At 65.7% G+C, this 23,701-nt stretch carries 24 protein-coding genes, 1 pseudogene and 1 riboswitch; of the genes and pseudogenes, 19 read left to right on the forward strand and 6 right to left on the reverse strand.

Going from position 1 to position 23,701, the window contains the following annotated elements:
- Nucleotides 1–40 precede the first annotated feature (40 nt).
- Both ffh and M1E01_RS07920 read left to right on the forward strand, forming a co-directional pair.
- Nucleotides 41–1,624 (forward strand): signal recognition particle protein, encoded by a 1,584-nt coding sequence (gene ffh / locus M1E01_RS07915; protein WP_457974498.1) that lies wholly within the window; start codon nucleotides 41–43, stop codon nucleotides 1,622–1,624.
- A 58-nt stretch (nucleotides 1,625–1,682) separates the two neighbouring features.
- Nucleotides 1,683–2,417 carry an alpha/beta fold hydrolase gene (locus tag M1E01_RS07920; protein WP_457974499.1) on the forward strand — a complete coding sequence of 245 codons (735 nt, stop codon included), beginning with the start codon at nucleotides 1,683–1,685 and terminating at the stop codon, nucleotides 2,415–2,417.
- A gap of 119 nt (nucleotides 2,418–2,536) precedes the next feature.
- Here the strand turns inward: M1E01_RS07920 and thiC are convergent, their stop codons facing one another.
- Nucleotides 2,537–4,393, reverse strand: a complete 1,857-nt coding sequence (gene thiC / locus M1E01_RS07925) for a phosphomethylpyrimidine synthase ThiC (protein ID WP_457974500.1) — start codon at nucleotides 4,391–4,393, stop codon at nucleotides 2,537–2,539.
- Nucleotides 4,388–4,495: riboswitch (TPP riboswitch) on the reverse strand. Its footprint overlaps the gene before it by 6 nt.
- A gap of 38 nt (nucleotides 4,496–4,533) precedes the next feature.
- Here thiC and M1E01_RS07930 point away from each other — a divergent pair.
- From M1E01_RS07930 to M1E01_RS08010, 17 genes and pseudogenes are all read left to right on the forward strand, one after another.
- Nucleotides 4,534–5,616: an amidohydrolase family protein gene (locus M1E01_RS07930; protein ID WP_457974501.1), complete on the forward strand. Its 1,083-nt coding sequence runs from the start codon at nucleotides 4,534–4,536 to the stop codon at nucleotides 5,614–5,616.
- Nucleotides 5,617–5,695: 79 nt separating this feature from the next.
- Nucleotides 5,696–6,571 (forward strand): VOC family protein, encoded by an 876-nt coding sequence (locus M1E01_RS07935; RefSeq protein ID WP_457974502.1) that lies wholly within the window; start codon nucleotides 5,696–5,698, stop codon nucleotides 6,569–6,571.
- An 88-nt stretch (nucleotides 6,572–6,659) separates the two neighbouring features.
- Nucleotides 6,660–7,097: a hypothetical protein gene (locus M1E01_RS07940; RefSeq protein WP_457974503.1), complete on the forward strand. Its 438-nt coding sequence runs from the start codon at nucleotides 6,660–6,662 to the stop codon at nucleotides 7,095–7,097.
- 219 nt (nucleotides 7,098–7,316) lie between these two features.
- Entirely contained in the window at nucleotides 7,317–7,727 is a 411-nt protein-coding gene (rpsP, locus tag M1E01_RS07945; RefSeq protein ID WP_457974504.1) for a 30S ribosomal protein S16, read from the forward strand.
- A 1-nt stretch (nucleotide 7,728) separates the two neighbouring features.
- Nucleotides 7,729–7,971: an RNA-binding protein gene (locus tag M1E01_RS07950; protein WP_457974505.1), complete on the forward strand. Its 243-nt coding sequence runs from the start codon at nucleotides 7,729–7,731 to the stop codon at nucleotides 7,969–7,971.
- A gap of 167 nt (nucleotides 7,972–8,138) precedes the next feature.
- Nucleotides 8,139–8,762, forward strand: a complete 624-nt coding sequence (rimM, locus tag M1E01_RS07955; RefSeq protein ID WP_457974506.1) for a ribosome maturation factor RimM — start codon at nucleotides 8,139–8,141, stop codon at nucleotides 8,760–8,762.
- Nucleotides 8,763–9,557: pseudogene (trmD, locus tag M1E01_RS07960) on the forward strand (tRNA (guanosine(37)-N1)-methyltransferase TrmD); the annotation flags it as partial.
- A 404-nt stretch (nucleotides 9,558–9,961) separates the two neighbouring features.
- On the forward strand, nucleotides 9,962–10,321 hold the full coding sequence (gene rplS / locus M1E01_RS07965) for a 50S ribosomal protein L19 (protein WP_003806064.1): 360 nt from the start codon (nucleotides 9,962–9,964) through the stop codon (nucleotides 10,319–10,321).
- Between the two features lie 86 nt (nucleotides 10,322–10,407).
- Nucleotides 10,408–11,088, forward strand: coding sequence for a signal peptidase I (lepB, locus tag M1E01_RS07970; protein WP_457974507.1), 681 nt, complete (start codon nucleotides 10,408–10,410; stop codon nucleotides 11,086–11,088).
- 315 nt (nucleotides 11,089–11,403) lie between these two features.
- The gene (gene lepB / locus M1E01_RS07975) at nucleotides 11,404–12,156 is read left to right on the forward strand and encodes a signal peptidase I (protein WP_457974906.1); all 753 of its coding nucleotides are present in this window, start codon (nucleotides 11,404–11,406) and stop codon (nucleotides 12,154–12,156) included.
- Complete coding sequence (locus tag M1E01_RS07980; RefSeq protein WP_457974508.1) at nucleotides 12,156–12,827, forward strand: ribonuclease HII; 672 nt, start codon at nucleotides 12,156–12,158, stop codon at nucleotides 12,825–12,827. The genes lepB (M1E01_RS07975) and M1E01_RS07980 overlap by 1 nt, the downstream gene beginning before the upstream one ends.
- A 114-nt stretch (nucleotides 12,828–12,941) precedes the next feature.
- Nucleotides 12,942–13,268 (forward strand): DUF2469 domain-containing protein, encoded by a 327-nt coding sequence (locus tag M1E01_RS07985; RefSeq protein WP_457974509.1) that lies wholly within the window; start codon nucleotides 12,942–12,944, stop codon nucleotides 13,266–13,268.
- A gap of 228 nt (nucleotides 13,269–13,496) precedes the next feature.
- Nucleotides 13,497–13,853 (forward strand): YraN family protein, encoded by a 357-nt coding sequence (locus M1E01_RS07990; RefSeq protein ID WP_457974510.1) that lies wholly within the window; start codon nucleotides 13,497–13,499, stop codon nucleotides 13,851–13,853.
- Nucleotides 13,854–15,398 (forward strand): YifB family Mg chelatase-like AAA ATPase, encoded by a 1,545-nt coding sequence (locus M1E01_RS07995; RefSeq protein WP_457974511.1) that lies wholly within the window; start codon nucleotides 13,854–13,856, stop codon nucleotides 15,396–15,398.
- A gap of 54 nt (nucleotides 15,399–15,452) precedes the next feature.
- Complete coding sequence (gene dprA, locus M1E01_RS08000) at nucleotides 15,453–16,595, forward strand: DNA-processing protein DprA (RefSeq protein ID WP_457974907.1); 1,143 nt, start codon at nucleotides 15,453–15,455, stop codon at nucleotides 16,593–16,595.
- Between the two features lie 90 nt (nucleotides 16,596–16,685).
- Complete coding sequence (locus M1E01_RS08005; protein WP_457974512.1) at nucleotides 16,686–17,612, forward strand: tyrosine recombinase XerC; 927 nt, start codon at nucleotides 16,686–16,688, stop codon at nucleotides 17,610–17,612.
- 235 nt (nucleotides 17,613–17,847) lie between these two features.
- Complete coding sequence (locus M1E01_RS08010) at nucleotides 17,848–18,351, forward strand: DUF3145 domain-containing protein (RefSeq protein ID WP_457974513.1); 504 nt, start codon at nucleotides 17,848–17,850, stop codon at nucleotides 18,349–18,351.
- 176 nt (nucleotides 18,352–18,527) lie between these two features.
- Here M1E01_RS08010 and M1E01_RS08015 read toward each other — a convergent pair whose 3' ends face one another.
- The 5 genes from M1E01_RS08015 to M1E01_RS08035 all read right to left on the reverse strand — a co-directional run bounded on the left by M1E01_RS08015 (nucleotide 18,528) and on the right by M1E01_RS08035 (nucleotide 23,626).
- Nucleotides 18,528–19,763 carry a beta-ketoacyl-[acyl-carrier-protein] synthase family protein gene (locus M1E01_RS08015; RefSeq protein ID WP_457974514.1) on the reverse strand — a complete coding sequence of 412 codons (1,236 nt, stop codon included), beginning with the start codon at nucleotides 19,761–19,763 and terminating at the stop codon, nucleotides 18,528–18,530.
- Between the two features lie 191 nt (nucleotides 19,764–19,954).
- On the reverse strand, nucleotides 19,955–20,200 hold the full coding sequence (locus tag M1E01_RS08020; RefSeq protein ID WP_003806076.1) for an acyl carrier protein: 246 nt from the start codon (nucleotides 20,198–20,200) through the stop codon (nucleotides 19,955–19,957).
- A gap of 81 nt (nucleotides 20,201–20,281) precedes the next feature.
- Nucleotides 20,282–21,370, reverse strand: a complete 1,089-nt coding sequence (locus tag M1E01_RS08025; RefSeq protein ID WP_457974515.1) for a beta-ketoacyl-ACP synthase III — start codon at nucleotides 21,368–21,370, stop codon at nucleotides 20,282–20,284.
- Nucleotides 21,367–22,296: an ACP S-malonyltransferase gene (locus tag M1E01_RS08030; protein WP_457974516.1), complete on the reverse strand. Its 930-nt coding sequence runs from the start codon at nucleotides 22,294–22,296 to the stop codon at nucleotides 21,367–21,369. The genes M1E01_RS08025 and M1E01_RS08030 overlap by 4 nt, the downstream gene beginning before the upstream one ends.
- Nucleotides 22,297–22,384: 88 nt before the next feature.
- Nucleotides 22,385–23,626, reverse strand: coding sequence for a PucR family transcriptional regulator (locus tag M1E01_RS08035; RefSeq protein WP_457974517.1), 1,242 nt, complete (start codon nucleotides 23,624–23,626; stop codon nucleotides 22,385–22,387).
- Nucleotides 23,627–23,701 lie beyond the last annotated feature (75 nt).

Here is a 23,701-nt window from a genome sequence, read left to right on the forward strand (position 1 = left end):
GGCCGCCATCCGTACATCCACTGAAAGAAGTGCACGGCGCGTGTTCAATTCACTCTCTGACCGGTTGACAGCAACCTTCAAGAACCTCCGCGGCAAGGGCCGCCTCACGGAGGCTGATGTTGACGCCACAGTCCGCGAGATCCGCCGGGCGCTGCTGGACGCCGACGTAGCTGTGCCCGTGGTCCGCGAGTTCACCGGACAGGTCCGGGAGCGCGCCCTTGGAGTCGAGGTGTCCGCGGCGCTGAACCCGAGCCAGCAGATCGTGAAGATCGTCAACGAGGAGCTCGTTGAGATCCTTGGCGGTGAGACGCGCCGGATCCGCCTGGCCAAGACCGGCCCCACCATCATCATGCTCGCCGGCCTTCAGGGCGCCGGTAAGACGACGCTCGCGGGCAAGCTCGCCAAGTGGCTTAAGGGGCAGGGCCACAGCCCCATTCTCGTGGCCTGCGACCTCCAGCGCCCCAACGCCGTGACCCAGCTGCAGGTCGTTGGCAAGCGCGCCGGCGTCCCCGTCTTCGCCCCGCACCCTGGAGCGACCTCCGAGCTGGAACACCCGGCCGGTGACCCGGTCGCCGTCGCCCGGGCTGGTGTCGAGGAGGCCCGCCAGAAGCTGCACGACGTTGTCATCGTGGACACCGCCGGCCGTCTCGGCGTCGACGCCGAAATGATGGAGCAGGCCCGCCAGATCCGGCGGGCCATCGTCCCCAACGAAGTCCTCTTCGTGATTGACGCCATGATCGGCCAGGACGCAGTGAACACGGCGATGGCCTTCGATGAAGGCGTCAACTTCACCGGCGTTGTGCTGTCAAAGCTCGACGGCGATGCGCGCGGCGGCGCCGCGCTGTCCGTCGCGTCCGTCACCGGCAAGCCTGTGATGTTCGCGTCCACGGGCGAAGGCGTGGACGACTTCGAAATGTTCCACCCGGACCGCATGGCGTCCCGCATCCTCGACATGGGCGATATCCTCACCCTGATCGAGCAGGCGGAGAAGTCCTGGGACAAGGACGAAGCTGCCCGGATGGCGAAGAAGTTCGCCGACCAGGAAGACTTCACCCTGGACGATTTCCTCGCCCAGATGCAGCAAATCCGCAACATGGGCTCCATGAAGAAGATGCTCATGATGATGCCCGGGGCGCAGAACATCCGCCAGCAGCTGGAGCAGTTCGACGAGCGCGAGATTGACCGGGTCGAAGCTATCGTCAGGTCCATGACGCCGCACGAGCGGCTCGCGCCCAAGATCATCAACGGTTCACGGCGTGCCCGTATCGCCAAGGGCTCGGGCGTTCACGTCTCCGAGGTTAACGGCCTGCTGGAGCGCTTCGCCCAGGCGCAGAAGATGATGAAGAAAATGGCCCAAGGCGGCGGCATGCCGGGAATGCCCGGAATGCCCGGCATGGGTGGTGGTGGCGGCGGTGCCCGCAAGGGTGCCAAGAACGCGCCCAAGAAGAAGGCCCGGTCAGGCAACCCCGCCAAGGCTGCACAGGAACTGCGCGATGCCGAGGCCCGGCGCGCCAATGCTGCCAAGGCACTGCCGACTGGCGCCTCCTTCGGGCAGCAGGGCGGCGACTTCGATCCGTCGCAGCTGAATCTCCCCAAGGGCTTCGACAAGTTCCTGGGCAAGTAGGCATGTCGCGGTCATGTCGGCCTGCGCCGATGTCCGACCGCTGCCATAAGGTTGGGTCATGTTTAAGCAGCGGGTAGTGTTCGTCCACGGTGCCGGAAGCTTCGGCTCCGCCGCCTGGCCGCGCCAGCACGGCATGGCCCTGCAGTACGACGCCCTGTTCCTGCGGCGGCACGGCTTCGATGCCGAGGCCGAGCCGCTGGAAACCGATTTTGCCGAAGACGCCCGCATTGTGCTGCGCTCCCTGGGCGACGACGGGCGGGGCGCTGCCGGCGGCCACATCGTTGCCCACTCCCAGGGTGCGATAGCAGCGATGATGGCTGCGGTGGAACGGCCCGACCTTGTGTTCTCGCTGACGCTGGTGGAGCCGGCATGCCTGTCGCTGACCGCTGAACTGCCGGCCACTGCCGCACACCGGGCGCTCATGGAGCCACTGTTCGATATCCGCCACCAGCTCGGCGATGACGACTATGAGCGGGAATTCGTGCGGAGGGCCTTCGCCGCCGAGGCGCCCGGACCCAGCACGCCGGAGGCGAAGCGGGCTGCCAGGAGGCTGCGGCTGCAGGCACCTCCCTGGCAGGCGCCGCTGGAGATTGTTCCCGGCGTACCTACCCTCGTCCTCACGGGCGGGTGGGAGCCGCTGTACGAGGAGATCGCCGGGTACCTTCAGGAAACCGGAGCACTGCACCGCATCGCCCCGGGCGGCCACCGGCCCCAGGACTCTGCCGAAGGCGACCGTCTGATCAGGTCATTCATTGCCGAGGTCAGCCGCGGACAGCAGCTGCAGGCCTCCTGACCCGTTGCGCCTGGGCCCGCTGCGCCTCCTGACCCGCTGCGCTCGGGGCCTCGTGCTCAAATTCGGGCCTTCGTCCGGCCGGCCCCCAACGCCTGCCGCACGAAGGCCCGAAACCATCGCTACCGGCGGGCTGACTCGGGGAGCGTCAGCTCGGGCAGGTAGACTTTTCCGCCGGCAGCCAGGAACTCCTGGCTCTTCTCGCGCATCCCTTCGGCCATCTCCGCCAGTGCGGCCTGCGCCTCCGCGGACCCGTACTCGTTGCGGATGTCCTGGCTGATGCGCATGGAGCAGAACTTGGGCCCGCACATGGAACAGAAGTGGGCGGTCTTGGCTGGTTCGGCCGGCAGCGTTTCATCATGGAAGGCCTCGGCCGTGACGGGGTCAAGGGACAGGGCGAACTGGTCACGCCAGCGGAACTCGAAGCGGGCCTTGGACAGTGCGTCATCGCGCTCATTCGCTCCCGGGTGGCCCTTGGCGAGGTCTGCGGCGTGGGCAGCGATCTTGTAGGTGATCACGCCGGTCTTCACGTCGTCCTTGTTCGGCAGGCCGAGGTGTTCCTTCGGCGTCACATAGCAAAGCATCGCCGTGCCGTACCGGGCGATCTCCGTCGCGCCGATGGCAGAGGTGATGTGGTCGTAGCCCGGTGCCACATCCGTCACGAGCGGGCCGAGGGTGTAGAAGGGGGCGCCCTTGCACAGCTCCTGCTGGCGCTCCACGTTCTCCCGCACCAGATGGAAAGGGATGTGTCCCGGACCCTCAACCATGACCTGGACGTCGTATTCCCACGCACGCTGCGTCAGCTCAGCAAGGGTGTCGAGCTCGGCGAACTGGGCGGCGTCGTTGGCGTCGGCGGTGGCGCCGGGCCGCAGGCCGTCCCCCAGCGAAAAGGCGACGTCGTACTTCGCGAAAATTTCACACAGCTCGTCGAAGTGCGTGTAGAGGAAGTTCTCCTGATGGTGTGCCAGGCACCATCCGGCCATGATGGACCCGCCGCGGGAGACGATGCCGGTCACGCGGTTTGCCGTCAGAGGCACGTAGCGCAGCAGGACGCCGGCGTGGATGGTCATGTAGTCCACTCCCTGCTCGCACTGTTCGATCACGGTGTCCCGGAAAATGTCCCAGGTCAGCGCGTTGGCCTCGCCGTTGACCTTTTCCAGCGCCTGGTAGATCGGAACGGTGCCAATCGGAACAGGGGAGTTCCGGATCAGCCATTCGCGCGTGGTGTGGATGTCATCGCCCGTGGAGAGGTCCATGACCGTGTCCGCGCCCCACTGGGTCGCCCACTGCAGCTTGTCAACCTCCTCGGCAATGGAGCTCGTTACTGCCGAGTTGCCGATGTTGGCGTTGATTTTCACCAGGAACGCCTTGCCGATGATCATGGGCTCGGACTCGGGGTGGTTGATGTTGTTGGGGATGATTGCGCGGCCCGCCGCCAGCTCGCTGCGCACCAGTTCGACGTCGCAGTTTTCACGCAGCGCCACGAACCGCATTTCAGGGGTGATGACGCCCTGCCGTGCGTAGTGCATCTGGGTCACCGTCTTGCCGCCGACGGCGCGGCGGGGCACCGGCTGCGCTCCCTTCCACTCGGCGGAGGCGGCGCCGCGGCGTACGGCGGACCGGCCGTCGTCGAGCAGGTTCCGTTGCCGCCCGCTGTAGGGCTCGGTGTCGCCGCGGGCTTCAATCCATGCCGCTCGGAACGGTGGGAGGCCCACCACGGGATCGCTGCCTGGGCCAGCGGTACGGTAGACCCGCAGCGGTTCGTTCCGCTCCCCGTTGGGCGACGGATCCAGGGCAATTTCAGTTACGGGAACGCGCAGGCCATCCCCTTCGATGTAGGCCAGGGAGTGCGACTTCAGCGACTGTGTCACGGGGCCTTCATCGTTGGCAGCGTCCTTCCGGGGCGCATCATTTTTGGCAGCACGGTTTTTGGCAGCGTGATTTTGGATAGGGCTCAGCTGTGATTTCTGGGTGCTCATTTAAGGCTCACTTCCTTCGCCGGCATTACCCGGACAGGTTCAACGGTCGCAGGCTGCGTCAGCCCGATCTCAGCCCCTGCAGGGGCACCCGTGTGGTCGTAAACGAAGCTACCACAGGGCAGCCGGATTAGGCTGGAGCCATGTCGCACATCATCGAATTCACCGGGACGGTGCTCACGGGCCCGGACCGGGAACGGACGGGGCTGTGGGCTGTGGACGGCACACTGACCTTCCACCGTCCGCACCGCAGCCCGGACCTGGTTCTGGACGGGTGGGTGCTGCCCGGCTTCGTGGACGCGCACTGCCACATCGGCCTGGGCCCTGCAGGGGCGGTGGATGACGACGTCGCCTATGCGCAGGCCCTGACCGACCGGGACGCCGGCACGCTGCTGGTGCGGGACGCCGGAGTGGTAAGCGACACCCGCTGGCTGCAGCAAACTCCGGAAGCGCCGCGGATTATCCGTGCCGGACGGCACATCGCGCGGGTACGCCGGTACCTGAGGGACTTCGCAGTGGAGGTTGAACCGGAGGGCCTTGTTGAGGCGGTGCGAAAGCAGGCGCGTTCCGGAGACGGCTGGGTCAAGCTTGTGGGGGACTGGATTGACCGCGGGATCGGCGACCTTGCACCCTCCTTTCCGGCCCGGGCTGTCCGGGACGCTGTCCGCGCTGCGCATGATGAGGGCGCAAGGGTTACGGCGCACTGCTTCGGCGAAGACACCCTTGACGACATGCTGAATGCCGGAATCGACTGCATCGAACATGCCACCGGACTGCTGCCGCGGCACATTCCCCGCTTTGTGGAGCAGGGAGTGCCGATAGTGCCGACCCTGGTCAACATCGCTACCTTTCCGGATATCGCCTCCCGGGCGGAGTCCAAGTTTCCGCGCTACGCCGCCCACATGCGGGCACTGTGGGAACGCCGCAACGAACGCGTCCGGGAGGCGTACGAGTCCGGCGTGCAGATTTACGCAGGCACCGACGCCGGCAGTGTGATCCGGCACGGCAGGATCGCGGACGAAATCCTTGCCCTCCACCGTGCCGGCCTTCCTGCGTCTGCAGCACTGGATGCGGCGTGCTGGGCAGCGCGCCGTTGGCTGCGCGCCGACGGTGTTGCCGAAGGTGCAAGCGCGGATGTGGTGGTGTGCTCGGAGGATCCGCGGTCCGTGCCTGAGACCGTCAGGGAGCTGAGGGCCGTGGTGCTGCGAGGAAGAGTGGTTCGTTAGGAATAAATTGAAGCTTCAAGTAATTTAGAGGTATAGGGACCATCGAAATCCGGTGGCCAGTGAGTCCGGGAGCATTCACATGACACCAGCAGCCAGCAGCCACGACCTTCTTCCTGCCGACCTCACCATGGGCACCGTCATGCTCAAGGTCGGGGATATGAAGCTCATGACCGATTACTACCAGCGGGCACTAGGCCTTGATGTGGTGGCCGAGCAGGACGGCGGCCTCTACCTCGGCCGGCTCAGCACGCCCCTGGTGCATCTCTCCCCGGCGCCGGGGCTGAACATCCCGGGCAGGGGCGAAGCCGGCCTCTTCCACACCGCCCTTCTCTTTGACCACCAGGCCGCACTGGCAGCCACCATCGCCACCGCGGCGCAGTACGATCCGCAGCTCTTCGCCGGCAGCGCTGACCACCTTGTCAGTGAAGCGTTCTACTTCACCGACCCGGAGGGTAACGGCATTGAGCTCTACTGGGATCGCCCCCGTGAAGCCTGGTCCTGGGACGGAAAGAACGTGGTCATGGATAGCCTGGCGCTGCCCCCACAGAAGTACCTGCAGGAGCACCTGACCGAGAGTGCGCTGGAGGGCCAGCACGGCACGGAGGCGGGAGTAGGCCACGTGCACCTGCAGGTAGGTGACGTGCAGACGGCCCACGACTTCTACGTCGGGACCCTCGGATTCGAAAAGACGGCAGGCTGGCACGGCCAGGCGCTGTTCGTCTCAGCCGGAGGCTACCACCACCACATGGCCATGAACGTCTGGAACAGCCGGGGCGCAGGTCCGCGCCGTAACACTCTCGGGCTGGGTGAGGTGCTCATTGAGGTTCCGGCCGGGGACGACGTCGGCGCGCTCGCTGACCGGCTGAAGCTCGCCGGCGTCGCTGCTCACCACACCGGAGCGGAGCTGCGGTTCGAGGACCCCTGGCGCAACCGCATCCGCGTCGCCGTCCGCTGAGCTCTGGGTTAGGCTGAAGTCGATCATCCCGGGCCGCGGCACTGCTGTCCGGGGTAGCCGCCGCCGACGGAACGAGGCCGAATTTCCCATGGGTTTCACCGAAATCTTTGTTGCCACTCACAATGAAGCCCTTAAGCGGGCCGCCGCGCTAGAGTCCGGCGGCCCAGCGCCGTCCGGCGGTGTCCGCATTCCGGAAATCAGCGACTTCGAGTTCGAACAGCTCGGCGACCTGGCTGGAGCGGCCGTGCACGCAGCCGGTGCCGACTACGAGCTGGCCATGGTGGATGTTGCCAGCGACTCGCTGCTCGGCGTGCCGGCGGCCATGGTGCGGGCTCTTTCGGAACTGCTCAGCTATGAATCCGAGGGCGAGGGCAATGTGCTGGATGAGGTCGCTGAGCGGTGGGCGGCCGAGGAGGACATGCCCTTCGCAGCCGACGAGGCGCGGAAGTACGTGCAGCAGGTGGCCGAACTGGCCGCCAGTGTGGATGAAAGCAGCCGCACCGGCCTTTACGTCTGGTCTTCCTGAGGGGCCGCGCTTCTTGCCCCGCCATGGTCCTCCGGGCAGCGCCGTGTCCGCGTCAAGTCGAAATCGTGCCGCTGATCTGGCACAATAAACAGGTACTCGATCTGCGTGGCCCCTCTCTCCGCGTCTGGATCTTGTCCTTTCGAACCCCCAAGTATGGCCCGCCCCACGGGTGCAGAAACGTGGGTTCAGCCCGTTTCAGAAACAGGAGTGACCACAAAAGTGGCCGTAAAGATTCGCCTTAAGCGCTTCGGTAAGATGCGCGCACCGTACTACCGTATCGTCGTCGCCGACTCCCGCACCAAGCGCGATGGCCGTGCGATCGAAGAGATCGGCAAGTACCACCCCACCGAAGAGCCCTCATACATCGAGGTCAACTCTGAGCGTGCCCAGTACTGGCTGTCCGTCGGCGCCCAGCCGTCCGAGCAGGTTGCTGCGATCCTCAAGATCACCGGCGACTGGCAGAAGTTCAAGGGCCTCCCGGGTCAGGAAGGCACCTTGAAGACCAAGGCCGACAAGGAAGCTTTCGCTGCCCCGGAAAAGGGTTCCGTGATCATTCCGGAAGCCATCACCAAGAAGGCCAAGGCAGAAGCTCCCGCCGAGGCTGAAGCAGAGACCACCGAGGCTGAGTAAGTTGCTGGCAGAAGCGCTCGAACACCTGGTCCGCGGAATCGTTGACTCCCCGGAAGATGTCAAGGTCAGCCAGAAGAGCAACCGCCGCGGGGATACCCTCGAGGTGCGCGTTCATCAGGAAGACCTTGGACGGGTAATCGGACGCCAGGGCAGGACCGCCCGTGCACTGCGCACGGTCGTGGCGGCGCTGGCAGGCGGCGAACAGGTCAGGGTTGACGTCGTCGACACCGACCGCCGCCGGTAACGCGCCTGCAACACTTGTCTTATGCCCGGCCCCTCCACCCGCAGCGGTGGAGGGGCCGTACTGCTTTCCCGGCACACTGTCTTAGCGGACGGCCTCCGAGACATGGCAGAGCGGGACGTCCGCAAAGGCAGCCAACTTTTACAACCGCACTCCGAACAGAGGAACACATGCAGCTCCAGGTGGCACGAATCGGCAAGCCCCACGGAATCCGTGGCGAGGTGACCGTCCAGGTACTCACCGACGCCCCAGAGGACCGGTTCGTCCCCGGGACCGAATTCGTGGTGGAGCCGGCGTCGGCCGGGCCGCTGACGGTGCAGAGCGCCCGCTGGAACAAGGACATCCTCCTCCTCTGCTTCGAAGAGGTTGTGACCCGGAACGAGGCGGAGACCCTCCGGGGCGCGAAACTGTTCATCGAGACGGAGGAACTCGACGAGGACGATGACGAAGGCTGGTACGAGCATGAGCTCGTGGGTCTGGATGTGCGCGTCGGGCCGGCGGTTGTCGGGAAGATCTCCGCGCTGAACACGATGCCCGTCCAGGATCTGCTGGTGGTGGAGACTCCGGACGGCAAGGAGATTCTGATTCCGTTCGTGGAACAGATCGTTCCCGAGGTGAACGTCGAGGACGGCTATGTCCTGGTGGTTCCGCCGGCCGGGCTGTTTGAACTCAACGAGGAGGGCGGCGGTTCCGAGAGCGACGGCGTTGAAGATGACGGTGACCAAGGTGACCATGTCGAGGGTCACCGTGCCAACGGGGAAGCCGGCGGGCCTCAGCCGGGAGTCAATGCCTAGATGAGAATCGATGTCGTCAGTATCTTTCCCGAGTACCTGGCACCGCTGGACCTGTCCCTGATCGGCAAGGCGCGACAGGACGGACTGCTGGAGCTCAACGTCCACGATCTCCGGACTTTCACCACTGACCGCCACCGCACCGTGGATGACACTCCTTACGGCGGCGGCGCAGGCATGGTCATGAAGGCGGAGCCGTGGGCACAGGCGCTGGCGTCGGTGGCGCAGGCGCGTCCAGCCGGTGCGGGGAAGCCGGTGCTGATCGTGCCGTCGCCGGCGGGGGAGCGGTTCAATCAGGCTCTGGCCTACGAACTGGCCGAGGAGGACCAGTTGGTCTTCGCCTGTGGCCGCTACGAAGGGATCGACGAGCGGGTCATCGAATGGGCGGCGGAGCACTTCACGGTGCGTCCCGTCAGCCTGGGTGACTACGTGCTCAACGGCGGCGAGGTGGCCGTGCTGGCAATGGTCGAGGCCATCGGCCGGCTGCTGCCCGGCGTGGTGGGCAATCCGGAGTCCCTCGTGGAGGAATCCCACTCGGACGGTCTGCTCGAGTACCCGGTCTACACGAAACCTTCAGTATGGCGGGACCGGGAGGTTCCGGCCGTCCTGCTCAGCGGAAACCATGGAAAGATCGCCCAGTGGCGCCGCCACGAACAGTACCGGCGGACGGCGGAGCGCCGCCCTGACCTGCTGGAGAAGTTCGACGCCGGACGCCTGTCCCGCGCGGACCGCACCGCTCTCGGGGACCTGGGTTACGACGTCGTCGACGGCCGCCTGAAACGGCAGCCGGACGCTGAAGGCGGGCCGGACCATGAAGGCGGGCCGCTCCATGAAGGCGGGCCGGTCCATGAAGGCGGGCCGGGCCATGAAGGCGGGCCGGGCCATGAAGGCGGGCCGGGCCATGAAGGCGGGCCGGACCATGAAGGCGGGCCGGGCGCCTGAGCCTCAGCAGTTCAGCATCAGCGATAGGGCGCGAAGCGTCCCATAATTAACCGATTTGGGGCATATGGGGCATAATTAAGCCTTGTGTCTGCTGGGTCCGCACCTGCCACAGGGGGAGCGTAACCAACAGCGGGACACCCCGGTGCCGCCAAAGGGTGGCGGGACCGGACCTCAACACTTCGGCGGCGATTCCCGGCATTCCGGGCTTGGCCGCCGTGACCCAAAGTGAATGACCTGTGGCGTTCGCCAGGAGTGGATCAATGCATATTCTCGATTCCGTAGATGCAGCCTCGCTGCGTACCGACGTTCCCGAGTTCCGCGCGGGTGACACCCTCAAGGTGCACGTGAACATCATCGAAGGCAAGAACTCCCGTGTCCAGGTCTTCCAGGGCTTCGTCCTGGGCCGCCAGGGCGACGGCATCCGCGAGACCTTCACGGTCCGCAAGGTTTCCTTCGGTGTTGGCGTGGAGCGTACCTTCCCGGTGCACTCCCCGATCATCGAGAAGATCGAGCTCGTCACCAAGGGTGATGTGCGCCGCGCCAAGCTTTACTACATGCGTGCACTGCGCGGTAAGGCTGCGAAGATCAAGGAAAAGCGCGACTTCAGCACCGCCAAGTAAGTCCCTGCCGGACTTGCACGGCGGGTCCGCGACCCGTATCCGGCCAGCGCCGGAGCCATCCGCAACAGCGCCACAGGATACGGATCATGGACACCACACAACGCCAGCCAGGGAAACCGGGCTGGCGTTGTGTGTTTCTTGCGTTCGGTCTGGCCGTGCTGCTCAGCGGCGTCGTCCGTTCACTGTGGCTGGACGTCTACTACATCCCCTCGGCGTCCATGGAGCCGCTCTTCAGGGCCGGGGACCGCATTCTGGTCTCGCGCACAGACTTCCAGACCGAACCAATCCGCCGCGGTGACGTGGTGGTATTCGACGGCCGCGGATCATTTGCCCCCTTGAGCTCCGGCGCGGGTCCGATGCGCGAGGCGCTGGTCTCTGCCGGGAACTGGCTGGGACTGACGGGCAGCGACACCACGTACGTCAAACGCGTCATCGGCCTGCCGGGAGACAAGGTCGTGTGCTGTGATGCCCGGCAGCGGCTCACCGTCAACGGCAAGCCGATCGTGGAACCCTACATCCACGGCGGGGACGCGCCCAGTAACCACAAGTTCAGTGTCTCCGTGCCAGCCGGCCGGCTTTGGCTGCTGGGGGACCACCGCTCCTTATCCGCAGACTCCCGCAGCCTTCTCGGCGCACCCGGCGGCGGCATGGTGCGCATCGACCGGGTCATCGGCAGACCGGTACAGATCATCTGGCCGCTTGATAGATTTGGCTCACTGGTCCGGCCGTCCAAGGCGGCCACTTCAACGACTAAGGACGGACAGTAAATGCCCGAGACAGACCCTGGGACTTCCGAGCCGCAGCAGGCTGCTGCCAGGCCTGGAAGGCGCGCTTTGGGCGAGCCCGTTTCGGCACCGGCCGTCCCCGATGGCCCCGCGCCCGCGCAGCCCGCTGGCCCGGCGCAGCCTCCCAGACCGGCACAACCGCTTCCTGAAGCGGCCGACCGGGCTCATACGGCCGACCGTGCTGACGCGGCTGTTCCTGCAGGCGGGGAAAAGCCCTTTACCGTCGGGCCCATCGATGCTGGTACATCCACTGAACCTGCCCCGCGCGGCAACAACGGTGGGCCCGCCACCGGGGACCTGACCGTTCCTCCGCAGGACAAACGTCCCCGTGCGGGCGCAAGGCTTGCCGGGGTCGATCGGAACAAGCAGGCTCCTGCCCGCAACCCCTTCATGGTGTGGCTGAAGGAGATCGCCACGGTGGTGATCATCGCCGTCGTCCTCTCTTTCCTCATCAAAACGTTCCTGTTCCGTGCCTTCTACATTCCGTCAGAGTCCATGGTGAGCACGCTGGACGTCAACGACCGCATCTTCGTCAATCTGCTGGTTCCGGAACCGTTCGCCCTCGAACGCGGCGACGTGGTGGTGTTCAAGGACACCAAGGGCTGGCTGCCGCCCACACCCCAGAAAGCCGAGGGTCCCTTCACCTGGGTTGAGGACGGTCTGACGTTTGTTGGCCTGCTCCCTGACAACTCGGAGCAGCACCTCGTCAAGCGCGTTATCGGCCTGCCCGGTGACCATGTCCTGTGCTGTGACGCCGACGGGAAAGTGACCGTCAACGGGGCCTCGCTGGACGAAAAGTACGTTAACCCTGCCGAAGTGCCGATGGTGCGCAACTTCGACGTGGTTGTCCCGGAGGGCAAGGTCTGGGTCATGGGCGACAACCGCAACCACTCGGCGGATTCCCGGGCCCACACCGATTCCAACGGCGGCTTCGTGGACATTGCCGACATCGAAGGCCGCGCGGCAGTCATCGCGTGGCCGATGAACCGCTGGTCGGGTCTCGACAACTATCCGGACGTGTTCGAGAACGTTCCTCCGGCAGGTGAGTGATGTCCGCTGCCCCAACGCTCGACTACGAGAAGCGTTTCCTGCCCCGTGGAGCACAGTTCCTCGCCGGCGTCGATGAAGTAGGCCGCGGTGCCCTGGCCGGGCCGGTGAGTGTGGGCATCGCCGTGGTGGACCTGCGCCGCATGGAACTGCTGGCGGACGTCCGGGACAGCAAGCTGCTGAAGGCGGCCGAGCGTGAACGCCTGGTTCCGCTGGTGCGGGCCTGGAGCGTCGCGTCAGCTGTAGGGCACGCCACCGCCCGGGAAATCGATCAACTGGGCATCATGGGGGCCCTCAGGACGGCAGGCAACCGGGCGTGGTTCCAGATCCTTGCTGCAGGTATCAGGCCCGACGTCGTGCTGCTGGACGGGAGCCACAACTGGCTATCCCCGGACACGCAGCCCTCGCTGTTTGACGAGGTCGTGGTGGACCCCGGCTGCGACGCTCCAGTCCAGACACTGGTCAAGGCGGACATGCAGTGCCTGAGCGTCGCCGCGGCCAGCGTCCTGGCCAAGGTGGAACGGGACCGCACCATGCAGGAGCTGCACGTCGAGTACCCCGCCTTCGGCTGGGACGTCAACAAGGGCTACGGGACGGCCGCGCACCGGGAGGCTATCCGGACTGCCGGCCCGAGCCCGCACCACCGCGTCAGCTGGAACCTGCTGTCCGAATAATCTTCCTTGGCAACGGAACCCTCTCCGGCCGCACACCTGTGCGTACTGACCGGTGGCGACCGGTGCGTCAGCTCGTGGTGCGCGGGGGAGCGCTCCATGGTGCAAGATGGAACCATGAGCGCCGAGGATCTTGAAAACTACGAAACCGACATGGAGCTCCAGCTCTACCGCGAATACCGCGATGTCGTCGGGCTGTTCAGCTACGTGGTCGAGACCGAACGCCGCTTCTACCTCGCCAACCACGTGGACCTGCAGGCACGCAGCGCCGACGGCGAGGTCTACTTCGACCTGACCCTGCAGGATGCCTGGGTCTGGGACGTCTACCGCTCCGCCCGCTTCGTCAGGAGCGTCCGCGTCATCACCTTCAAGGACGTCAACGTTGAGGAGCTTCCGCGCAACGAGGAGCTTGCACTGCCCAAGGACGTCGACCTGGGCAACTGATCCGGCCTGGTTGCGCCCCTGATACCTGAGTTTTCTGATACCCGGGTGGGCCCTGAACTGTTCGCTCAGAGTCCCGTGCCGTTCCACGGCCCACTGTCGTTCAGTGCACCGGCCATTGCAAGGCCCACTACCCCTCCACACCCCTGCCTTCGGCTGGTTTCCCACATAGACCAACAGCTCCATATCCCGCGCTGACGCTGTACCCGCACGCTGGTTGCGGAGGTAGATATGAAAGCCAAAGACGTGCTGGGCCGGCGTGGGGAAGAGCTCGCGGCGGCGTACTTGGAATCACTGGGCATGCTGATCGTGGAGCGCAACTGGCGCTGCCCTGAGGGTGAAATCGACATCGTGGCCCTCGACGCCGATGCGCTGGTCATTGCCGAGGTGAAAACGCGCCGGTCCCTTGCCTACGGCCACCCCTTCGAAGCGGTGGGCCGCGAGAAGCTCGCACGGCTCCACCGGCTCGGAGCCGCCTGGTGCGGCCAGCACGGGCTCCGGATTCCGCTGCGCCGGGTGGATGTGGTTGCGGTGCTGGACGACGGCGTGTGCGAGCCCATCCTGGAGCATCTCAAGGGGGTGGGTTAGATGACCCTGGGACGAACGTACTCTGTGGCACTGGTGGGGCTGAACGGCTACATTGTGGAGGTTGAAGCCGATATCGGCCAGACGCTGCCGGCATTCATCATTCTCGGGCTTCCCGATGCTTCTTTGAATGAGGCGAAGGAACGGATCAGGTCTGCGGCGCAGAACTCCGGCATCCCGCTGAGCCGGCGGAAGATCACGGCCAACCTCATTCCGGCGTCCTTGCCCAAGAGCGGCTCGGGCTTCGACCTTGCCATCACCATGGCGGCATTGTGCGCCGCCGGTGACATCCGGACCCCGGGGCGTACTGTCTTCATCGCCGAACTGGGCCTGGATGGCAGGCTGCGGCCCGTCCGCGGTGTCCTCCCTGCCGTCATGGCCGCGGTTCAGGCGGGCTATTCAGATGTTGTGGTGGCCAAGGCCAATGCCGCCGAGGCCGCGCTCGTGCCGGGTGCCCATGTCAAGGGGTACCGAACGCTTGCGCGGCTTGCCCTGGATTTCGGAGCCGATCCCCAGGAGCTGTCCCTGGACTCTGAACCGGATGAAGAACCATCGGGTGAGGAAACCTCGTCCGCGCCCGGCAGCATTCCCGACATGCGTGACGTCTCAGGCCAGGCCGAGGCGCGGCGTGCCCTTGAGGTGGCCGCGGCCGGGGCTCACCATCTTCTCCTCACCGGGCCGCCGGGAGCAGGCAAGACCATGCTCGCCGAGCGGCTCCCCGGGCTCCTTCCCGACCTGGGCGACACGGAGGCAATGGAGGTCACTGCCATCCATTCCCTGTGCGCACTTTCCTCCTCGGCACTTCGGCTGGTGCGGCGACCACCGTTCGAGAATCCCCATCACACCGCGACGCCCGCTGCCATCATTGGTGGCGGTTCCGGCCTGCCCCGGCCCGGCGCTGCATCCCGGGCGCACCGCGGCATTCTTTTCCTTGACGAGGCTCCGGAGTACGAGCGCAGGGTTCTCGATGCGCTCCGCCAGCCGCTGGAAAGCGGTGAGCTCGTTATTCACCGTTCTGCCGGCACAGCGGCCTATCCTGCCCGCTTCCAGTTGGTGCTGGCGGCCAACCCGTGTCCTTGCGGCAAGGCATCAGGAAAAGGCATCGGCTGTACCTGCACGCCCACGATGCGCCGGCGGTATCTGGGGCGCCTGTCGGGACCGCTCCTCGACCGGGTGGACATCCAGCTGGAGGTGGAGCGTGTCTCACTTGCCAGCTTCGGCCAGTCCGGCGACGAGGAGGACAGTGCCGCAGTCGCCGGCCGGGTCCGGGCAGCGAGAGGGCGGCAACTGCGGCGGCTTGGCCCCTTGGGGATGGAGACCAACTCCCAGGTCCCCGGGAGCGTCCTGCGCGGGGAGCTGAGGCTGGCGTCCGGGGCCACCCGCATTCTGGACCGCGCCCTCGAAAGGGGGGCGCTGACAGCACGTGGGTACGACCGCGTGCTGCGCCTGGCATGGACCCTCGCGGACCTGGCCTGCCGGGACCACCCGGACATTAACGACATCGGACATGCCCTGAGCCTCCGGCAGGCGGCTTCGGCCGCCGTCTGAAAGGAACCGACCTTGGACAACGAGAGAACCGCACGCGCCGCCCTTTCCAGACTGATGGAGCCTCAGGATTCGGCCGGCCTTGCGCTGGTGCAGGCAGTGGGAGCACAGGATGCACTCCGGATCGCCACGGGAGAGATCACCGTCAGCCCTGCCTTGGAACAGGAACTGACGCGTGTTCTTGCAGAACATGGTGCCGCGACGTCCTGGGCCGGACTGACAGCGGCGCTGAAACGGTGGGCACCGAGGATACCTGACCTGGCACCAGAACGGGACCTGGTGACCATGCAACGTCTTGGCGGTCGGGTGATCATTCCGGGAGACGATCTATGGCCGCAGCAGCTCGGCGACCTCGCAATCCATGAACCAATCTGCCTGTGGTGGCGCGGCGTTGAGCAGGAGCTTCCGCCGGCGCCGAAATCCATCGCGCTGGTCGGCTCGCGGGACAGTACGAGTTACGGCGCAGCCGTGACGGGAGATCTTGCCTACTCCCTGGCGCAACGGGGCTTCACAGTTGTCTCGGGAGGGGCCTACGGCATAGACGCCCACGCGCATCGGGGTGCGCTGGCAGGCGTGGCTGAAGCCCTGCCGACCATCGCCGTGATGGCCGGGGGAGTGGACCGTTTCTACCCTTCAGGGAACGAGGGTCTGCTGCGGGCTGTGGTGAACCAAGGAGCCGTTCTGGCCGAGGTGCCGCCAGGGTCGGCGCCCACGCGTTACCGCTTCCTGCAACGGAACAGACTCATTGCCGCACTGGCTTCGGTGACGGTTGTGGTGGAGGCCCGGTGGCGGTCCGGAGCGCTGAACACCGCCCACCATGCCGAGACGCTGGGCAGGGCAGTTGGCGCCGTTCCGGGATCGGTGCATAGCGCCAACTCCGCCGGCTGCCACCGCCTCCTCCGCGAGGGCGGTGCCGTCTGCGTAACGGATGCCGCGGAGATCGCAGAGCTGGCAGCACCAAGCGGTGGTTCCCTGCCGGACCCACGCGACGGCGGAAGTGCCGTCCACGACGGCTTGACACTGGAGGACCTGATTCTGCTGGACGCCCTGCCGCTCCGATCCACCAGCTCAGTGGAGAAACTCTGCACCGTCGCCGGGCTGGGGGCAGAATCGGTGAGGGCCGGGCTCGGCAGGCTGGGCCTGCTCGGGCTGGCAGAATCCCATGGCGCCGGATGGAAGCGGTCCAAGAATGCGGGCTGAACCTCAAGCCAGGGGAGCAGCCACGGGGACGGCTGGCGGCTCGCCGGGCACAATCCTTGACCGTCCGCCGAATACTGGGAAAGTGAGAGCGTGGAAAACAAGGAGCTGCCGCGGGCCCTGGCCGAGGCCCTCACCAGCTTTGGGCGGTACCTGGAAGGCGAGCGGGCGCGTTCCGTGCATACAGTCCGGGCATACCTTTCGGACGTGAACAGTCTGCTTGAACACGCGGCCCAAGAGGGTGCCGGCGCACTGGGCCAGATCGAGCTGGGCACGCTTAGGCGCTGGCTGGGCAGCCAAAGCGAGGCAGGCGCCTCCCGTTCCACCTTGGCCCGACGCTCCGCCACTGCCCGAAGCTTCATGGCCTGGGCGCTGCGGGAGGAACTCATCGAGAAGGATCCTGCCCTACGACTGAAGGCACCGAAGAAGGAAGGCGCCCTGCCGGGGGTGCTTCAGCAACAGCAGCTTGTCCGGCTGCTCACCGACTTGAACCATGCGGCGCAGGACGGAGCTCCCATGGCGCTGCGGGACCGGGCCATGGTGGAGCTGCTGTACGCCACTGGGATTCGTGTCGGCGAACTGGCTGGACTGGACATCGATGACCTCGACCCGGACCGCCGGACGCTGCGGGTCCTCGGCAAGGGCAACAAGGAGCGCACGGTTCCCTACGGGCTGCCAGCCGCGCTCGCTGTCGACGATTGGCTGCGCCGGGGCCGTGGCAAGCTCGTCACCTCCGGCAGCGGCCCCGCACTGTTTCTGGGTATGAGGGGAAGCCGTGTGGACCAGCGCCAGGTCAGGAGTGTGGTCAAGGGCCTCTTCGAAGCGCTAGGCGACACCGCCGCCACCGGCCCGCACGCCCTGCGCCACTCGGCCGCCACGCATTTGCTGGACGGCGGTGCTGACCTGCGCGCCGTGCAGGAAATACTCGGGCACAACAGCCTGGCGACTACGCAGATTTATACACACGTCTCCGTGGATCGGCTGCGACGGAGTTACCAGCAAGCCCATCCTCGGGCTTAGGCGGCGCGCCGTGACGGCGCGCCGAATCCCACTGGCGTAATTAGACGGGGTACGGCACAATAAGAGCCAGGTCCGGCAACTTTCAAGTTGTGCTTTAAGCCTTTGGCCATCTTGCAAGCCCGGTAACAGTTTCATAGATTGGCAGGAATATCCGGCACTATGCGGCGCCCGGAGCACCAGAGATCCATTCATGCAGGTCGTTGGGGAAGACGTACCTACAGCTATGGAGGATGGAATGTCTGTTGCAATGACCCGCGGTGTGCTGTTTATTCACTCGGCGCCTACTGCGCTGTGCCCCCACGTCGAGTGGGCCATCGGATCTGTCGTGGACAAGCGGACAGATCTTGAGTGGACCCCTCAGCCGGCCGCGCCCGGAATGTTCCGTTCGGAACTGTCCTGGATTGGTCCTCAGGGGACAGGTGCGCAGCTGGCGTCTGCCCTCCGGGGCTGGGCGCATCTGCGCTTTGAGGTGACCGAGGAACCCAGCCAGGGTGTGGACGGCGGCCGCTGGTCGCACACGCCCGAACTGGGAATTTTTCATGCGGTGACGGATGTCCACGGAAACATCATGGTGTCCGAGGACCGGATCCGGTACGCCTACGAGTCCGGTGCGGGCGACCCCTCCGCCGTCTACCATGAGCTCTCGCTTGCCCTTGGGGAGGCGTGGGACGAGGAACTCGAGCCCTTCCGCCATGCAGCAGAGGGTGCTCCGGTCCGCTGGCTGCACCAGGTCGGCTAACACTCAAGTTCGCCAAGACGCCGGCCAGCCAGGGCACACCGAGCCGGCTAAGGACCACGCAAAGCCTGCTAAGGCACCAGACGGCCCGCGGCGCCCATTTCCGTAGCAACGCAAGAAGCCCCCGCCATCCGGCGGGGGCTTCTTGGCGCGCAGCCAATGGCTGTTTCAGTCAGTGATCACACGCTTCGTACAGCGATAACGGCGTTGTGGCCGCCAAAGCCGAACGAGTTGCTCAGTGCCACGATGTCGCCGGCGGGCAGGATGCGCTCGGAGGTGACGACGTCGAGCGGGATCTCCGGATCCTGGTTTTCCAGGTTGATGGTAAGGGGTGCCTTGCGCTCGTGGACGGCCAGCACGGTGAGCACGGCTTCAACCGCACCCGATGCGCCGAGCAGGTGGCCCATCTGCGACTTGGTCGCGGAGACGGCCACGTTGTCTACCTGGGCGCCGAGGGCGGCCTTCAGTGCTGTGTACTCCGGCTTGTCGCCCACCGGAGTGGACGTGGCATGGGCATTCACGTGGACAACGTCCTCGGCCTGGATCCGGCCGTCGAACATGGCGGCCTTAAGAGCGCGGGTGGCGCCCAGTCCCTGCGGATCGGGAGCGGTGATGTGGTACGAGTCAGACGTCACGGAGGTGCCGGCGAGTTCGCCGTAGATCCGGGCGCCGCGGGCCAGCGCGTGCTCCTCCGCTTCGAGGACGAGGGCACCGGCTCCCTCACCCATGACGAAGCCGTCGCGGTCCATGTCGTAAGGGCGGGACGCGCGCTCGGGCTCATGGTTGCGCCTGGAGAGGGCCTGCATGGACGCGAAGGCAGCCAGCGGCATGGGGTGGATGGCAGCTTCCGCACCGCCGCACATGACGATGTCGGCCTTGCCCGAGCGGATCAGGTCCAGGCCCAGGTGCAGGGCCTCGGTGCCCGAGGCGCACGCGGAGACAGGGGTGTGAGCACCCGCCCGGGCTCCGAGGTCGAGGCTGACCGCAGCGGCCACGCCGTTGGGCATGAGCATGGGGACTGTCATGGGCAGGACGCGGCGGGGGCCCTTTTCTTTCAGCGTGTCCCACGCATCGAGCAGAGTCCAGACACCGCCGATGCCTGTGGCAAAGGCCACCGCAAAGCGGTCATGGTCGACGTCGGTAACGCCGGAGTCTGCCCAGGCTTCACGGGCGGCGATAACGCCGAACTGTGTGGACGGGTCCATGCGCTTGGCTTCAACGCGGCTCAGAACGTCGAGGGCCGGCGTCGAGCACCGTGCCGCGAAGTGAACCGGGAGCTCGTACTTGCCAACCCAGTCGTCCTCCAGCGTCCGTGCGCCGGATACCCCCTTCAGCGCGTTCTTCCACATTGTGGGTACATCGCCGCCGATGGGCGTGGTGGCACCCAGACCGGTAATGACTACTTTGCGTGTCATGGGATCACTCTCTGTCGGTGCACCTGCCTGTCCCGTGCTGTCCGGCCGGAGGCCTGCATCGGTGGCGTGCGAGGGGTCTGCGAAAAGTCTGTGGTGAGAAAAAGTCTCAGGTGATGCATCGGCTGGCCGACCCGGGCAGCGAACTGCGGGCCGGCCAGCCGGTTTTCGGCCGCTGTGCGGCCGGGTCCTGCTTAAGCCTGGGCGTTGGAGATGAAGTCCACAGCGTCGCCGACGGTCTTGAGGTTCTTGACCTCTTCGTCGGGGATGCGCACGCCGAACTTCTCTTCAGCGTTAACCACGATGGTCATCATTGAGATGGAGTCGATGTCGAGGTCCTCGGTGAAGGACTTGTCCAGCTCGACGGCCTCGGGGGCAAGGCCCGTCTCTTCGTTGACGATTTCAGCCAGTCCGGCCAGGATCTCTTCGTTGCTAGCCATTGGTGGCTCCTTTTCTTGTATTGCCGGCAGGGTCTGCCGGAAACGGGGCAAACCGCGGTTGCGGTTTGATGTGGTGATTTCCTACGGAAGGACTACAACCTGGGCGCCGAACACCAGTCCGGCACCGAAACCGATCTGGAGCGCCAGGCCGCCGCTGAGCTGGGGGTGCTCCTGCAGCAGCCGGTGGGTGGCCAGCGGGATCGAGGCAGCCGACGTGTTCCCGGCATCTGCGATATCCCGGGCCACTGTGACGGTTTCGGGCAGCTTAAGTTTCTTGACCATCTCATCAATGATGCGCATATTGGCCTGGTGCGGAATGAAAGCCACAAGGTCCTCGGCCTGAATGCCGGCGGCGTCCAGCGCCTGCTGGGCAACCTTCGCCATTTCCCAGACGGCCCAACGGAACACGGTCTGGCCGTCCTGGCGAAGGGTGGGCCAGATGGCGGCGTCCGTGATGGCGGCTTCTTCAGAAGTGAGCGCGCCTCCCTGCGATGACCCCGCATGGGCCAGCACACCTGAGCGCGCAGCCGAGAAGTCGCGCACATCAACCAGGGAGTGGGTCATGCCAATTGCATCCCATTTGCTGCCATCGGATCCCCAGACGGAGGGTCCAATGCCCGGTGTTTCGGACGGACCGATGATGACCGCGCCGGCACCGTCACCCAGGAGGAAGGAAATGGTGCGTTCGGTGTTGTCGATGACGTCGGAAAGCTTCTCGGCACCGACCACCAGTACGTACTGGGCAGCGCCGGAGCGGACCAGCGCATCGCCTTGGGCGATGCCGTAGCAGTATCCGGCGCACGCTGCAGAGATGTCGAAGGCCGGGGCCGGCGTTGCGCCGAGCCGGTCGGCGAGGCTGGCTGCTGCCGATGGTGTTGCGTAGGGGTGGGTCACCGTCGAGACGATGACGGCTCCGAGCTGCGAGGCCTCGATGCCCGCTTGAGCCAGGGCCTCCCGGGCAGCACCTTCGGCCATGTCGATCACGCTTACTTCGGCAGGGGCCCGGTGTCGGGTGATAATACCGGTGCGCTGCCGGATCCACTCGTCGGAGGAATCGATCCACTGGCAGACATCCTCGTTGGTCACGACGACGTCCGGCCGGTAGGCGCCGAGACCCAGCATGCGGGTGTACTTGTTGACCGGCGCCTGCTTCAGTGTGGGGGTGCTCATGCCTGGCCCTCCAGTTCTGCGAAAAGTGCCAGGGCTGCCGACAGGTCCTCAGGAGTCTTGACGGCGACGGTTTTGACTCCTGGCATGCCACGCTTCGCCAATCCTGCCAGGGTGCCGGCCGGAGCGAGTTCGATGACGCCGGTGACGCCGCGCTGAACGAGGGTTTCCATGCAGAGGTCCCACCGGACAGGGCGGGAAACCTGGGCGATCAGGCTGTTCACGGCTGCTGCACCGTCCGTGACTTCCTTGCCATCGAAGTTGGACAGCAGCGGGACGGCAGGGGCCTGCGGCTGGAGCTCGGGGCGGAGGGCCTCCAGGGCACTTACAGCCGGCTTCATGTGTGACGTGTGGAATGCTCCGGCAACCTTAAGTGGAATGACGCGGGCCTTGGCCGGCGGATTCTCCGCGAGGGCCTTGAGCTGTTCGAAGGTTCCGGCGGCGACGGTCTGGCCGGCACCGTTGACGTTCGCGGGGGTCGCGCCTGCCGCCTCGATGGCTGTGAGTACCTCGGCGGGGTCGCCGCCCACGATGGCACTCATGCCCGTGGGAGTCACAGCAGCGGCAGCGGCCATGCTGTTGGCGCGTTCCCGCACGAAGACCATCGCTTCCTTCTCCGTCAGCACACCGGCCAGGGCCGAGGCTGTGATCTCACCCACGGAGTGGCCTGCAAGGATGACCGGCAGTGTGCTGAGTTCCACGTCAAACAGGGACTTTGCGGCCACCAGGCCAGCTGCGACGATGAGGGGCTGCGCGACGGCAGTGTCCTTGATGGTCTCCTCATCCGAGGTGGTCCCATGCGCAGTGAGGTCAATGCCTGCGATTTCGCTGAGGGAGGCCAGATGGCCCGCTACGGAAGGCAGTTCCAGCCAAGGGGCCAGAAAACCGGGGGTCTGTGAGCCCTGTCCAGGGCAGACGATTGCAAGCACGTATCCAGCTTTCCAAATTACCGCGTGAACCAAGGGTGTTTGCGTACACCAAGCTCACTGGGCCAGTTTGTAGGAAGTCTACAACGGTTCACGTCTGGTTCCGCGCAGGGTGGCGCTCTACGGGGGCCTTTGGAGGGGTCGAGAGCCGTCCCACTACCAGGGCTGCCTGCAGCACGAAGGCCTCCCTCGGCAGCAGCGGATCCCACCCCGTCACGTCACAAACCCGCTTGAGCCGGTAACGGACGGTGTTGGCGTGGACAAAGAGTTCGCGCGCCGTAGCCTCCAGCGAATGGCCAAGTTCCAGGTAGGTGCCGAGGGTCTCCACAAGGCCGTTGGAGGCGGCGAGAAGGGGGCGGTAGATATTTTTAACGAGCGACCTGCGGGCTGCGTCGTCCCCTGAGATCACCCGTTCAGGCAGCAAATCGTCAGCGGCCACCGGGCGCGGAGCCGACGGCCATGCGCGGGCGGCGGTGAGTCCGGCGAAAGCGGACTGGGCTGATCCGCTGGCCTCCAGCAGCGAGCTCGCCTCGGCGCCGTACACCACCGGCCCCGGCGCAAACATCTCACTGAGTTTCATATAGGCCGTCTCGCGGTCATGGACACCGCCGAGGATCAGGATGAGCCGGTCGCCCTGGATTCCCACCAGGGCGTCCTCTGCGTACCGGCCGGCCATACGCCGCAACTCGCTCACATAGCTGGCACTGGGCTCCGACGGCGAATTTCCCACCATCACCGTAAAGCGCTCCTGCGCTTTCCAGCCGAGGGCGGCGATCCGCGACCGCAAGGCGTCGGTATTTTCACCGCGCAGAATGGCGTCCACGATGAGGGCCTCCAGCCGCGTATCCCACGAGCCCCGCGACTCCGCAGCACGCGCGTAAACGTCCGCTGCTGCGAAGGCCACCTCGCGTGAGTACCTGAGGACGGCCTCCCGCAGCGACGGCTGGTCGGCTTCGGGGGCGATCACCGGGACCTGGTCCTCGACCACCTCGACTACGATCCGGATGAGCTGGAGTGCTTTCTGGAGGCTGATCGAGCGGGTTAGCTCAGTCGGGGCTGTGCCAAAAACGTCGGTAAGAATCCAGGACGGGGAGCTCGGGCGCTCATACCACGTAACAAAAGCGGCAATGCCGTTTTGGGCCACCAGTCCGAGCGCTGACCGCTCGTCGGAACTGAGCCTGCTGTACCACGGCAGGGACTTTTCCAGCTCGCGCATGGTGGTGGTGGACAACTGGCCAACGCTTGCCCTGAGCTTCTTCAGGGTCTCCGTCTTTTCGGGTGTCAGACGGGACGCCGGAGGGCGCTTAGCGGGGGCGGGCGATGGCTGGGGCATGCATCGAGCATACGGTGCGCGCCCTGCAAGCTCCATTTTGTGCAAAGGCTACAACTCCGGTTGCGCTGAATCACA

The organism is Arthrobacter sp. D1-17 (assembly GCF_054130535.1).

Bases quoted from the DNA above. Each gene is read 5' to 3' on its own strand.
- M1E01_RS07920 (WP_457974499.1), top strand. From the start codon at position 1,683: ATGTTTAAGCAGCGGGTAGTGTTCGTCCACGGTGCCGGAAGCTTCGGC.
- thiC (WP_457974500.1), bottom strand. From the start codon at position 4,393: ATGAGCACCCAGAAATCACAGCTGAGCCCTATCCAAAATCACGCTGCC.
- M1E01_RS07930 (WP_457974501.1), top strand. From the start codon at position 4,534: ATGTCGCACATCATCGAATTCACCGGGACGGTGCTCACGGGCCCGGAC.
- M1E01_RS07935 (WP_457974502.1), top strand. From the start codon at position 5,696: ATGACACCAGCAGCCAGCAGCCACGACCTTCTTCCTGCCGACCTCACC.
- M1E01_RS07940 (WP_457974503.1), top strand. From the start codon at position 6,660: ATGGGTTTCACCGAAATCTTTGTTGCCACTCACAATGAAGCCCTTAAG.
- rimM (WP_457974506.1), top strand. From the start codon at position 8,139: ATGCAGCTCCAGGTGGCACGAATCGGCAAGCCCCACGGAATCCGTGGC.
- rplS (WP_003806064.1), top strand. From the start codon at position 9,962: ATGCATATTCTCGATTCCGTAGATGCAGCCTCGCTGCGTACCGACGTT.
- lepB (WP_457974507.1), top strand. From the start codon at position 10,408: ATGGACACCACACAACGCCAGCCAGGGAAACCGGGCTGGCGTTGTGTG.
- M1E01_RS07980 (WP_457974508.1), top strand. From the start codon at position 12,156: ATGTCCGCTGCCCCAACGCTCGACTACGAGAAGCGTTTCCTGCCCCGT.
- M1E01_RS07985 (WP_457974509.1), top strand. From the start codon at position 12,942: ATGAGCGCCGAGGATCTTGAAAACTACGAAACCGACATGGAGCTCCAG.
- M1E01_RS07990 (WP_457974510.1), top strand. From the start codon at position 13,497: ATGAAAGCCAAAGACGTGCTGGGCCGGCGTGGGGAAGAGCTCGCGGCG.
- M1E01_RS07995 (WP_457974511.1), top strand. From the start codon at position 13,854: ATGACCCTGGGACGAACGTACTCTGTGGCACTGGTGGGGCTGAACGGC.
- dprA (WP_457974907.1), top strand. From the start codon at position 15,453: ATGGAGCCTCAGGATTCGGCCGGCCTTGCGCTGGTGCAGGCAGTGGGA.
- M1E01_RS08010 (WP_457974513.1), top strand. From the start codon at position 17,848: ATGTCTGTTGCAATGACCCGCGGTGTGCTGTTTATTCACTCGGCGCCT.
- M1E01_RS08015 (WP_457974514.1), bottom strand. From the start codon at position 19,763: ATGACACGCAAAGTAGTCATTACCGGTCTGGGTGCCACCACGCCCATC.
- M1E01_RS08020 (WP_003806076.1), bottom strand. From the start codon at position 20,200: ATGGCTAGCAACGAAGAGATCCTGGCCGGACTGGCTGAAATCGTCAAC.
- M1E01_RS08025 (WP_457974515.1), bottom strand. From the start codon at position 21,370: ATGAGCACCCCCACACTGAAGCAGGCGCCGGTCAACAAGTACACCCGC.
- M1E01_RS08035 (WP_457974517.1), bottom strand. From the start codon at position 23,626: ATGCCCCAGCCATCGCCCGCCCCCGCTAAGCGCCCTCCGGCGTCCCGT.